This window comes from Melioribacteraceae bacterium (genome assembly GCA_019638015.1).
In the GTDB taxonomy this organism is placed as follows: domain Bacteria; phylum Bacteroidota; class Ignavibacteria; order Ignavibacteriales; family Melioribacteraceae; genus JAHBUP01.
In genome coordinates this window covers 1,778,170-1,790,244 of record JAHBUP010000001.1, presented here as the reverse complement: position 1 = coordinate 1,790,244, position 12,075 = coordinate 1,778,170, and the positions used below count along the sequence as shown (strand labels likewise).

Below are 12,075 nucleotides of genomic sequence, written 5' to 3'. Positions count from 1 at the left end.
TTATGAATGAAAGTTTACTGATAAATATTTCGCTGGTAATTTTATTTCTTCCACTACTGGGATTTGCGACTGTTATAATCTTCGGGAAGAGAATCCCCAAATTATACCTTTTTGAAGTTTTCATAATTTCAATTGCATTATTGTTATCTATCCTTATGGTATATGTTAAGTTTGCTTACTATCTCAACAAAGATATTATCGCCGAATTCACATGGATTACAATGGGAGGCGCCCCCTCTTCTGATTTAGTTAAAATTGATTTGGGAATAAAGATAGATAACCTCACCGTTTTGATGCTATTTGTGGTTAATTTGATTAGCGCACTCGTTCATTATTTCTCTATCGAATATATGCACGGTGATAAAAAATATACCAGATATTTCGCCTATTTAGGAGTTTTTACTTTTTCCATGTTGGGCATTGTACTCACTCATAATTTATTAATGATGTACATCTTCTGGGAATTGGTTGGTCTATCTTCATTTTTACTAATTGGTTTTTGGTTCGAGAAAAAATCAGCATCCGATGCCGCAAAAAAAGCATTCATTGTAAATAGAATTGGTGATATCGGAATGTTTCTTGGAATACTGATAATCTTTTTAACCTATGGGACATTTACTTTCGATACAATTTTTGAGCAAATTAAAAATGGTGTAATCCCATTTAATAGCGGTTTCTGGCTAACCGTAACCGGCATTTTAGTTTTTATGGGAGCTGTTGGAAAATCAGCTCAATTTCCCCTTCATGTTTGGTTACCCGATGCAATGGAAGGTCCTACTCCGGTTTCTGCATTAATTCATGCCGCTACAATGGTTGCAGCAGGTGTATTTCTAGTAACGAGAATTTTTGTTATGCTGACTGCAGACGCAATGTTATTTATTGCTGTCGTTGGCGCATTCACTTCCCTTTTAGCCGCTACTATCGCAATAACTCAAAATGATATTAAAAAAGTTTTAGCATACTCCACAGTTTCTCAGCTTGGCTATATGGTTATGTCACTTGGTGTTGGCGCATACGCATTCGCGTTTTTCCATCTGGTTACTCACGCATTCTTCAAAGCTTGTTTGTTTCTCGGCTCCGGTTCAGTAATTCATGCTATGCATCATGAGCAGGATATTCAGAACATGGGTGGATTGAGAAAGAAAATGCCAATCACTTATCTAACATTTTTAATTTCAACACTAGCTATTTCCGGTGTGCCGCTCACTTCAGGTTTTTTAAGTAAAGATGGAATTCTTGCCGGTACACTTGCATTCGGACAATTAACAGGTCATTGGTTAATTCCAACAATCGGATTTACAGTTGCCGCTCTAACTGCATTCTATATGTTCAGATTAGTTATTCTAACTTTTCATGGTGAGCCAAGAGATCATCATAAATATGATCATGCGCATGAATCCCCTAGATTGATGGCAATTCCCCTGATTGTATTGGCGACTTTATCAATTTTTATTTGGTACACTCCAAATCCAATTTCATCCGATGCCGGATGGTTTTTAAGCAGCTGGGTTAAAACACCCGAAACTGTTACTCCGGAATTTACACGGTTTAATTTTATGAAAGAGGGTGTAGCAAATGAGCAATCTCGTACTCATGGCGAAATTACTCACTCACCTCTTTATACAGAAAGTATGCATTGGGCTCATTACCCAGCAATGTTCGCTTCCCTTTTAGTTGCCGGATTAGGAATATTATTTGCGTTCCTCTTCTATCAATGGAAAAAATTGGATGCAGAGAAATTATCTCAAAAAATTAGACCTCTTTATAAATTTTCTTTGAATAAGTGGTTCATTGATGAATTGTATGATGTGACAGCGGTATTAGGAACTCTAAAATTAGGGAATATTCTTTCCTGGTTTGATCAAAAAATAGTTGATGGAATTGTGAATGGCTCAGCAACAGTTACCCGCTTTACTTCCAGAATTTCAGGATGGTTCGATACTTTCATCGTTGATGGGTTAGTAAACTTTACGGCATTGTTCAGTGGATTTGTTGGTTTTTCATTTAAGAAATTGCAGACCGGTAAAGTACAAACATACATTGTGTTCGTAGTTTTTTCCGTGATCATTCTTCTGTTGTTATTTAAGCCGTTTTAATAATTGAAAAATAAGTGACCAGTTTTTGGTTAACATAAAATTAAAAATAGGTATGTAATTATGATTGGATTTCCAATTTTATCATTAATAACATTTCTCCCGGTTATAGGCATGCTCATCATTCTCTTTATGCCTAAGGAGCAATCATCAAAAATAAAATATCTCACTCTAATCATAACTTCTCTACAGGTTGTTCTCGCTGTTATTTTGTTGGCAAATTATAATTACAATGCCGCCGGAATTTATGAGGAGAAATCTTTTCAATTCGTTGAAAAATTCAGATGGATCGATATAACCGGCATTTCCTGGCTTGGTAATTTGAAAGTTGATTATTTCCTTGGTGTTGATGGTTTAAGCATGCCTATGATTTTACTTACAGCTATTGTTTCCTTGATTGCTACTATCTCCTCTTTCACTATCGAAAAATCGGTTAAAGGTTACTTCGCTCTATTCTTATTATTGGATACCGGAATGATGGGCGTGTTTGTTGCGTTAGATTTTTTCCTTTTCTACATCTTCTGGGAATTAATGCTGCTGCCTATGTATTTCCTCATAGGAATTTGGGGAGGACCAAGAAAAGAATATGCAGCAATTAAGTTTTTTATCTACACATTATTAGGCAGTGTATTTATTCTCCTTGTAATGATTGGCCTATACTTCAGCGCGACTGAAACATTAGCCGATGGGTCCAAAGTATTTACTTTTAATATGCTCGCTATGATGGATCAGAACAATTACACGGCTGATGGAATTTTATCTGCGTTAAATCCGCACAACTTGAGATTTATAGCCTATCTTGCTCTGTTTGCCGGGTTTGCTATCAAAATACCAATGTTCCCTTTCCATACATGGTTGCCCGACGCACACGTTGAAGCGCCAACTCCAATATCTGTTATTCTTGCCGGCGTACTTTTGAAAATGGGCACTTATGGAATTTTAAGAATCAGCTATCCAATCTTCCCCGATATAACAAAAGATTTAATGTGGTGGATTGCTCTATTTGGAATGATAAATATTATTTATGGCGCTCTAGTTGCTTTAGCTCAAAAGGATTTCAAGAAATTAATTGCCTACTCCTCTGTTTCGCATATGGGTTATGTTTTATTAGGAATGGCTTCACTATCAACCACAGGAATAAACGGTGCCATTTTCCAAATGTTTAATCATGGTACAATTACAGCAATGCTCTTCTTAATTGTTGGTGTGTTGTACGATAGAGCTCACACAAGAGGATTATATGACTTTGGCGGAATGGCAACACAAATGCCGGTTTATACAGGATTTGTAACTGTTGCATTTTTTGCGGCAATTGGTCTCCCAAGTATGAGCGGATTTGTTTCGGAAGCGCTGGTTTTTGTCGGTGCGTTTGGAGTTGCTTCAATTCGAGTAATTACCGCAATTTCAACTTTGGGTATTTTACTTGGAGCTGGCTATATGTTATGGACCCTTCAAAGAGTTTTCTTCGGTCCTCTCAATGAAAAATGGTCATCGTTACAAGATATTGACAAAAGAGAAATGGCAATGTTCATTCCATTAACTATTATTATCATCTTCTTGGGTGTCTATCCTTCTGCAATGCTGGATATGATGAATACTTCGGTTAACACGCTTGTTAATCTTATGCATGGAAATATTCCAACAATTTTAAGCGGGATAAAATAAACGCAATGACAGGAAACGGTATATATAATTCATTATCATTAATCAGCCCCGAAATTGTTTTATCGGCAGCAATGCTCGTGCTTGTTATTGCCGATCTTATTTTCCATAAAGATAAAAAGATTATCCCCTACATTGCATTAGCTGGATTAGCATTAACCGGCGCATTTTTGATAGCGAATATTGGAGTCAGCGGATTTGCCTTCACCTCAAATGATGACTTATCTAGTATTTATGGTTTGTTAGCAGTCGATTCCTTTGGCAATTTTTTCAAGTTTATTATTTTGATTTCATCTGTAATTGTACTCGGATTTTCACTTTTCTCCGATGAGATAAAAAAAGTTACCGATCGTATCGGTGAATATTATGCGCTTATTTATGGAATGATTTTAGGCATGTTCTTTATGGTTTCCGCTACCGATTTTATTTTGATTTACGTATCAATGGAACTGTTATCTTTATCATCTTATGTATTAGCCGGATTTACAAAATTACAATCTAGAAATAGTGAAGCCTCTCTCAAGTATCTCCTTTATGGCGCGCTTTCCTCCGGTTTAATGCTTTTCGGAATCTCAATAATTTATGGTTTAACAGGAAGCACCAACCTTTATACTATTAACTCATTAATTCAGAATCCGGAATTAAATCTTTTCACATTTTCATTCGCTGTTATCCTGGTATTTACCGGAATCGGTTATAAAATATCCGCCGCTCCATTTCATTTTTGGACTCCTGATGTATACGAAGGATCCCCTTTAACTATTACCGCGTTTCTTTCTGTTGCTAGTAAAGCTGCCGGATTTGCCCTCTTAATTCGTTTCTTGAAAACTACATTTGTCACTTTTGTTGATGCTGATGGAACCTGGCAATTAATAAATGTTTTCGATTGGCAGTCAATGTTAATCGTAATTTCAATTTTAACAATGACTCTCGGAAACTTTAGCGCTCTTTGGCAAAATAATTTAAAGAGAATGTTAGCCTATTCCTCAATTGCGCATGCGGGATACTTATTACTCGGTATAGCAGTTTTTTCAAATTTAGGTCTGCTTGCAATTTTGGTTTATTTTGCAATTTACATGCTCATGAATTTAGGAGCATTTCTTGTTGTTATGATTATTGCAAATAAAATTGGTTCCGAAGATATTCATGAATATGATGGTATTGGTTTTACATCCCCATTTTTAGCGATATCGTTAGCGATTTTTTTAGTATCTCTTACTGGGCTCCCACCAACGGCGGGATTCATTGCGAAGTTGTATCTTTTTATTGCTCTTGTTGATGCTAATATGATTACTGTTGCCATAATTGCACTTCTTAATTCTGTGGTATCTCTTTATTATTATGTACGTGTATTAAAGCACATGTTCTTATCTAAACCTGAGAAAGAACCATATTCAATCCCCTCTTCTTTAGCTATAAAACTTTTTGTATTAATTTTGGTTATTCCCGTGTTGGTATTTGGAGTTTATTTTGGACCATTGTTGGATATTGCCAAATCATGCCTAATTCTTTTGGGAATTTAACTTCAAATTCGCTAACCTTGAAGTTATTGCAGTATCTTCTTAGTTTTTTGCCCATAATTCGATAATTTATTTTATAATATTAATATTGAGGTTTGCATGAATCATCTATCAGATCTGCTTCAAAACAAGAATATGTTTTTCCATTTTATGAGAGAAAAATACCCGGTTTTTTATAATTCAAATATTTTCTTCCGTGATGTTCAGTTTGCAATTCAAAGATATTATGAACAAAAGGGAGAAAAAATGCGCTATTCTGATTGGGAAAAATTGGCATCTTCATTCTTGAACGAGCTTACCAATCAGAATGAAATTGTCTCCAATGGAAAAAATTGTTGGAAAGTGAATTTTTTGCTCGAGAATCCTGTTACAAATATTGTAAGTACAACAAGTGAAGTTTGAAAGGAAAATAATGAGTCAGAATGAAGTAATCCAAAATGAAATTGACATTACAGAAAAAGCCATTAAACAGGTTCAAAGGATTAAAGAGGAGAATTCTATCCCCGTTGAGCATGGTTTGCGGATAGGCGTTAAAGGAGGCGGTTGTTCGGGTTTAACCTATAATATGGGTTTCGACGGTACAATTAATGAAAATGATACTGTTATCGAAAAAGATGGAATAAAACTCATTATAGATGGGAAAAGTCTCTTTTATTTATCTGGTACAATACTCGATTTCAGCGACGGACTAAATGGGAAAGGTTTTATTTTTCAAAATCCTAACGCAACCAAAACATGCGGCTGCGGTGAATCATTCGGGGTGTAGATGGAAAGACGATCATTTCTCTCGGCAATTGGATTATTAGCAGCTTCTGGCATAGTTTCGAAACTTGAAGCTTCTACAAATATTTTTAACACGAAATCAAATTGGAGCAATAAAATGAGTAAATTTGAATTATCCGCACTTCCCTATGCATTTAATGCATTGGAGCCTCACATAGATGCTAAAACAATGGAGATACATCATGGTAAACATCACGCAGCTTATGTAAATAATTTAAATAACGCGGTTGCTGGTACAGAACTCGAAGGGAAAAGTTTGGAAGACCTATTCAATAATATTTCTAAATTGCCGGCAGCAGTAAGGAATAATGGTGGCGGGCACTATAATCACACGCTATTCTGGAACATAATGGGTCCAAATAAAGGTGGAGAACCAACCGGTGCATTAGCAGATGCAATAAATGGTACATTCGGTTCAATTGCAAAATTGAAAGAATTGGTAAATGCAGCTGGAGCAACTCGCTTCGGATCTGGGTGGGCTTGGCTCTCAGTGAGCGAAGGAAAATTGGTTGTTTCTTCTACTCCAAATCAAGATAATCCATTGATGGATGTTGCCGAAGTAAAAGGTTTCCCCATTCTTGGTGTTGATGTTTGGGAACATGCATATTACCTTCATTATCAGAACAGACGACCAGACTACCTTAACGCATGGTGGAATGTTGTAAACTGGGATGAAGTAGCAAAGAGATTTTCAGAAGCAAAATAAATTCATATTTAATATTAAAGCTGTACCGAGTAAATATGATTAATTCATATTGGTTGGTGCAGCTTTTTTAATTATCCCCCCAAGTCTCCACTCTAAAAAAAATTTAAAATTACTCGATAATATCTAAAGATTAAATTATCTAGAATCGCCATACATTAAATTGAGAGTACAGAGATGTCAAAAATTAATAACTTCTTTAGAAATCATGTACCATTCATGTTGTTTTTATTATTATGTGTCAGTTTAACACTTATATATTTTGGATATACGGAGATCAATGAAAAGCTAGCGTCATCGAATGAAAATTTTAATTTAATTTCACCTTATCTATCGTGGGGAATCGGTATTGGAATTCTTTTTGCCTTGCTGATAATCATCTACTTGAATTTTTATTTAGTATCCCCTATTTCGAGGTTATCGGATAATGTGAAAAATCTGGCTGAGAAGGATGTAAAATCTGTGTCTAGAGCTATATCGGAACTGGCACAAGGTAATTTAACCGCAAATATTAGATTAATAGAAAATGATATTAAACCAAGTCTTGATGGCAACGTTAATTCTTTGGTTGATGGCTTAAATTCTATCATCGAAAGTTTGCGTAGTACGGCAAAGGAATTTAATAGTACTACGAGTGTACCATGTAAAAGATTATTTTATGTAGGTGCTGATTCTTATCTTGAAGGAAGAAAGGCCGCCGAAACATTAGCTAAAATTCTAAAAGGAGAAGGAAAAGTTGTAATAGCCATTAGAGCTTATAATAATCTTAGTCAAGATTTAAGAAGAAAAGGCTTTTTAAACTTCCTTGAAGAGAATTATAAAAAAGTAATAATTAAAGAAATTTATGAAACTACTTTCGACGAAAGTAAATCCTACACTTTAGCTAAGGGTATTATAAAAAAGCATAATGATATAGATGCAATTTATGTAACACACTCGGGTGGTGCTTCAATAGCAAAAGCAGTTAATGAACTTGGATTATCAAGTAAAATAAAAATTGTGACTCATGATTTGACAAGTGAAACTATGAAGCATGTTAAATCGGGCACAATAACAGCAACAATTTCTCAGGACGGCTATGGTCAAGGTTATGAGACAGTGATTCACCTATTCAATCATATTGTTGCACGGTGGAAGCCTGTATCTCCCCGAATTCTTACCCGGCTGGATTTAGTTGATAAAAACAACTTTGATCAATATTGGAAACCTGGAGTTGGAGTATTTGAATCCGAGGAATCAAAAGCTAGAAGATCAAAACCAATTAAAGAATCATCTAAACCAATTAAAATTATTTTTATTGGTAGAGATGGAAACGAATTTTTTGATTCTGTAAAACTTGGTGTTGACGCTGCAGCAAATCTACTAAGAAAATTTAATGCAACGGTCGAATGGCATGTTCCGAAGGGATACAGAACAGCAAAGGGATTTGATGCATCAGCTAATGTATTTGGACCGGCAATCGATGATTATGTAAAGAAAAACTATGATGGAATTTGTACCGGTATTTTTGATGACGCTCTGATAAATTATATTAATAAAGCCATTGATAAGAGAATTCCGGTTGCTACATACAACAGTGAACCGATTAGTCTACGTGGATTGTTTAAAACATTTTTTGAGAAAACTAAAGAATTATCTGAATTGAGCCATATCTTGAATCAAGCTGCTGAAAAAACAGTTGAGCAAGCCGATTATAACGCTAACTCAATAAATTATATGGTTAAGTGTCTAAATGATGAAACTGAGTCTGTAAACTCAGCAAACACTCATATTGAACAAATTTCATCTGCTATCGAAAGCATAGCAAAAGATGCTCATATTCAAAAAACGGCCGCTGATCAAGTAGCATCATCGGCTAATGATATATCAAAAGCGATAGAGAGCGCGAATACTCATGCAAACGAAGCAGTGCAAGCATCCGAAGAGGCGATTAAAATAGCAGTTCAAGGTTCGGAAAGTGTTATGCTAAATTTGGAGCACATGAAGGATATTGAAAATATTATAAATGAATTTGCAAACCGAATTGAAGCTACCGCGCTTCAATCTGAAAAAATTGAGGAGATAATTAATACAATACAGGATATTGCTGAACAAACTAATTTGTTAGCGCTTAATGCGGCTATTGAAGCGGCAAGAGCCGGCGAATTAGGTAGAGGTTTTGCTGTAGTTGCTGATGAAGTTAGAAACCTTGCCGAGCGATCTGCAAATGCAACCAAACAAACTTCCACACTTATCAGCCGTGTACAAAGAGACATTTCAGAATCTGGTAATGCTGTAAAATTGATTGTTGAGAAAGTGAAAGAAGGAACCAGCATCGCAAATTTGTCGGGTGATTCTATCCAAAAACTACTTACCTCATCTCAAAATGTGAATAACCAAATTCACTTCATGGCAAACTCAAATAACAAAGTGGCAAAATCCATGAGTGAACTTCTAGAAGCGATAGAAAAAATTTCCTTCGTAATTGATCAAAATATGAGTTCAACGGAAGAATTGAGTTCCAGTGTGAAAAATACTGTCGAAATGATAAGTAATATCGCTACAATCAGCGATTTTAATTCAAATACAATTAGTGAAATAAATGATAAAACACAATCGGCGAAAGTACAGGCGTTAAATCTCGAAAAGGTAGCTAAAGATCTTAATGATATGGCCGATGAACTTACCGGCGCAACTATTCAGTTTACGATTGATTAATGAATATATTTGGACATGATAAAAATTTACGGTTGAAGTTGTGATTCCGAATTTATTTCGGAATCACATAATTAATTTTACCGATTTATGAAATTGTGTTAGGTTGGATGAAGAATTAATTTTCTACAAATTTTATTCTGTTAAGAGCTCTCTGCAAAGCTAATTCTGCACGACTTAAATCAACATCGCTTTTATGTGAAGAGATTCTTTCCTTCGCTCTGTTAAAAGCTTCTCTTGCTCTCTCAATATCAATATCATCTTTGTTTTCGGCACTATCAACAACTATCAAAACATGATTATTATTTACTTCAACAGTGCCGCCGCTAGTAGCAAATTCAATAGACTTATCATTCATATCAACAATTTTAATTTTACCTATATCAAGCGAGCTTAAAATTGGAGCGTGATTAAAAAGTATTTGAAAATTACCTAAACTTCCCGGCACAGAAACCGATTTAGCCGTTCCTTTAAAAACTGTACTTGAAGGAGTAATTATTTCAACAGATAATTCTTTCATAAAATTTTACGATTCCAGGTTATTGCATTGTCTTAGCTTTTTCTACAGCTTCTTCTATCGTACCTACATACATAAATGCTTGCTCAGGTAACTCATCATGCTTACCGTCAAGAATTTCTTTGAAACTTCTTATTGTATCAGCCAATTTTACATATTTTCCAGGGAATCCAGTAAACTGTTCAGCAACATGGAAGGGCTGACTTAAAAATCTCTCAATTCTTCTTGCTCTACGGACCGTAATTTTATCTTCTTCAGATAATTCTTCCATACCCAAAATATTGATAATATCCTGTAAATCTTTGTACGCTTGTAAAATTTCTTTTACCTGTTTAGCTACATTATAATGGTCTTGTCCAACTATATCCGGCTGAAGTATTCTTGAAGTTGAATCAAGCGGGTCAACGGCAGGATAAATACCAAGTTCAGAAATTCTTCGGCTCAATACTGTGGTAGCATCAAGGTGAGAGAATGCAGTAGCTGGAGCTGGATCTGTTAAGTCATCAGCAGGTACATAAATAGCTTGAACTGATGTAATTGATCCTTTAGCGGTTGAAGTGATTCTTTCCTGCAATTCACCCATTTCAGTAGCTAAGTTAGGTTGATAGCCTACTGCAGATGGCATACGTCCAAGTAAGGCAGATACTTCAGAACCAGCTTGTGTAAATCGGAAAATATTGTCGATAAATAATAGTACGTCTCTTCCCTCTTCATCTCTGAAATATTCAGCAATAGTTAATCCGGTTAATCCAACTCTCAAACGCGCTCCTGGTGGTTCATTCATTTGACCAAACACCAATGCGGTTTTAGGAAGAACTCCCGACTCCTTCATTTCAAGCCACAAGTCATTTCCTTCTCTAGTTCTTTCCCCTACTCCTGTAAATACAGAGTAACCACCATGCTGTTTAGCGATATTGTGAATCAATTCTTGAATAATAACAGTTTTACCGACACCGGCACCGCCAAACAATCCTGTTTTTCCACCGCGTGTATATGGTTCAAGAAGGTCAATAACTTTAATTCCGGTTTCAAACATTTCTTGTTTAGTTGTAAGATTTTCAAACTTTGGAGCATGTCTATGAATAGCATATTTCTTTTCCGATTTAATTTCGCCTAAACCATCAATTCCTTCACCAATCACATTTATTAATCTGCCCAATGTCTCAGGACCAACAGGTACCGAGATTGGAGCTCCGGTATCAATTGCTTTCATTCCACGGACTAATCCATCAGTAGAATCCATAGCAACCGTTCTAACACGGTTTTCACCAAGGTGCTGTTGAACCTCTACTGTAAGCTCCTCTTCAACCCCTTCAACGCTTGTTCTGGGGATTTTAATCGAATTATAAATTGTTGGGAGATAACCATCTTGGAAATCAATGTCCACTACCGGACCAATAACTTGAACAATTAATCCTTCATTTGATGCCATTTTTTAACCTTCTTTTTCAAAAATAAGTGCGTAAAATTAGGAAAATAGGGGTAGAATTCAAAATAACATTTGATGTTTGAGACAAATTATTATGCAGTAGAGACGGGATATATCCCGTCTCTACGACGATATTTCCCATTTTACAGGATTTCAATAATGGACTTGCGAGTGTTTAACAATTCTCTTTCATTTCTGATTATTCTATCAAAGAACCTTTGTTGCCATGAAAATGATTCACATGAATATGAATTTGCCCACCGTGTAACCGCTGCTTTGAATTTCCCAATAATTTCGCCCAATGGTAGAGACGGGATATATCCCGTCTCTACGCATGGATTGATAATAATAATTCCATGAATATGATTCGGCATAATTACATAATAATCCAATTCAACATTTTTAAAATGTTGTGAAATTTCATTCCAACATCTCTCTGTAATAATTCCGAATTCATTCAGAACTATCTCACCTTGGAATACGTCTCCAAAATATTTGATCTGATTTTTTGTATTGATGGTCACAAAATACCAACCCGGATTGGAATAATCCCAACTTGCTAATCTGGTTGATTCAATTCGAAATGTATTCTTGAATTTTGACATTTCCACCCCATTTGCGAAATGTTATTTTTGATATTGTAGAGACGCCATATTTGGCGTCTCTACGAAAGC

Annotated in this window: 10 protein-coding genes; 7 read left to right on the top strand and 3 right to left on the bottom strand. The window is 35.5% G+C overall.

The genetic code is table 11. From position 1 onward, the window contains the following. Positions 1-2 precede the first annotated feature (2 nt). From nuoL to KF816_07425, 7 genes are all read left to right on the top strand, one after another. Positions 3-2,096, top strand: coding sequence for an NADH-quinone oxidoreductase subunit L (gene nuoL, locus KF816_07455; protein ID MBX3007849.1), 2,094 nt, complete (start codon positions 3-5; stop codon positions 2,094-2,096). Positions 2,097-2,156: 60 nt separating this feature from the next. Further along, the gene (locus tag KF816_07450) at positions 2,157-3,758 is read left to right on the top strand and encodes an NADH-quinone oxidoreductase subunit M (GenBank protein MBX3007848.1); all 1,602 of its coding nucleotides are present in this window, start codon (positions 2,157-2,159) and stop codon (positions 3,756-3,758) included. Between the two features lie 5 nt (positions 3,759-3,763). After that, positions 3,764-5,278: an NADH-quinone oxidoreductase subunit N gene (locus KF816_07445; GenBank protein ID MBX3007847.1), complete on the top strand. Its 1,515-nt coding sequence runs from the start codon at positions 3,764-3,766 to the stop codon at positions 5,276-5,278. A gap of 96 nt (positions 5,279-5,374) precedes the next feature. After that, complete coding sequence (locus tag KF816_07440) at positions 5,375-5,677, top strand: hypothetical protein (protein ID MBX3007846.1); 303 nt, start codon at positions 5,375-5,377, stop codon at positions 5,675-5,677. A gap of 10 nt (positions 5,678-5,687) precedes the next feature. After that, positions 5,688-6,041, top strand: coding sequence for an iron-sulfur cluster insertion protein ErpA (gene erpA / locus KF816_07435; GenBank protein ID MBX3007845.1), 354 nt, complete (start codon positions 5,688-5,690; stop codon positions 6,039-6,041). 114 nt (positions 6,042-6,155) lie between these two features. Further along, the gene (locus KF816_07430; GenBank protein MBX3007844.1) at positions 6,156-6,764 is read left to right on the top strand and encodes a superoxide dismutase; all 609 of its coding nucleotides are present in this window, start codon (positions 6,156-6,158) and stop codon (positions 6,762-6,764) included. A gap of 174 nt (positions 6,765-6,938) precedes the next feature. Beyond that, entirely contained in the window at positions 6,939-9,458 is a 2,520-nt protein-coding gene (locus tag KF816_07425) for a substrate-binding domain-containing protein (GenBank protein MBX3007843.1), read from the top strand. A gap of 115 nt (positions 9,459-9,573) precedes the next feature. On the opposite strand, the gene KF816_07420 is transcribed toward KF816_07425, so the two are convergent. From KF816_07420 to KF816_07410, 3 genes are all read right to left on the bottom strand, one after another. Continuing rightward, positions 9,574-9,975 (bottom strand): F0F1 ATP synthase subunit epsilon, encoded by a 402-nt coding sequence (locus tag KF816_07420; GenBank protein MBX3007842.1) that lies wholly within the window; start codon positions 9,973-9,975, stop codon positions 9,574-9,576. Positions 9,976-9,994: 19 nt separating this feature from the next. Beyond that, complete coding sequence (gene atpD / locus KF816_07415; protein ID MBX3007841.1) at positions 9,995-11,404, bottom strand: F0F1 ATP synthase subunit beta; 1,410 nt, start codon at positions 11,402-11,404, stop codon at positions 9,995-9,997. Between the two features lie 140 nt (positions 11,405-11,544). Further along, entirely contained in the window at positions 11,545-12,006 is a 462-nt protein-coding gene (locus KF816_07410; GenBank protein ID MBX3007840.1) for a transposase, read from the bottom strand. Positions 12,007-12,075 lie beyond the last annotated feature (69 nt).

What these genes read in the sequence shown, in the direction of transcription:
- atpD (MBX3007841.1), bottom strand. Translation starts at nt 11,404, where the DNA reads ATGGCATCAAATGAAGGATTAATTGTTCAAGTTATTGGTCCGGTAGTG.
- KF816_07445 (MBX3007847.1), top strand. Translation starts at nt 3,764, where the DNA reads ATGACAGGAAACGGTATATATAATTCATTATCATTAATCAGCCCCGAA.
- erpA (MBX3007845.1), top strand. Translation starts at nt 5,688, where the DNA reads ATGAGTCAGAATGAAGTAATCCAAAATGAAATTGACATTACAGAAAAA.
- KF816_07425 (MBX3007843.1), top strand. Translation starts at nt 6,939, where the DNA reads ATGTCAAAAATTAATAACTTCTTTAGAAATCATGTACCATTCATGTTG.
- KF816_07420 (MBX3007842.1), bottom strand. Translation starts at nt 9,975, where the DNA reads ATGAAAGAATTATCTGTTGAAATAATTACTCCTTCAAGTACAGTTTTT.
- nuoL (MBX3007849.1), top strand. Translation starts at nt 3, where the DNA reads ATGAATGAAAGTTTACTGATAAATATTTCGCTGGTAATTTTATTTCTT.
- KF816_07440 (MBX3007846.1), top strand. Translation starts at nt 5,375, where the DNA reads ATGAATCATCTATCAGATCTGCTTCAAAACAAGAATATGTTTTTCCAT.
- KF816_07430 (MBX3007844.1), top strand. Translation starts at nt 6,156, where the DNA reads ATGAGTAAATTTGAATTATCCGCACTTCCCTATGCATTTAATGCATTG.
- KF816_07450 (MBX3007848.1), top strand. Translation starts at nt 2,157, where the DNA reads ATGATTGGATTTCCAATTTTATCATTAATAACATTTCTCCCGGTTATA.
- KF816_07410 (MBX3007840.1), bottom strand. Translation starts at nt 12,006, where the DNA reads ATGTCAAAATTCAAGAATACATTTCGAATTGAATCAACCAGATTAGCA.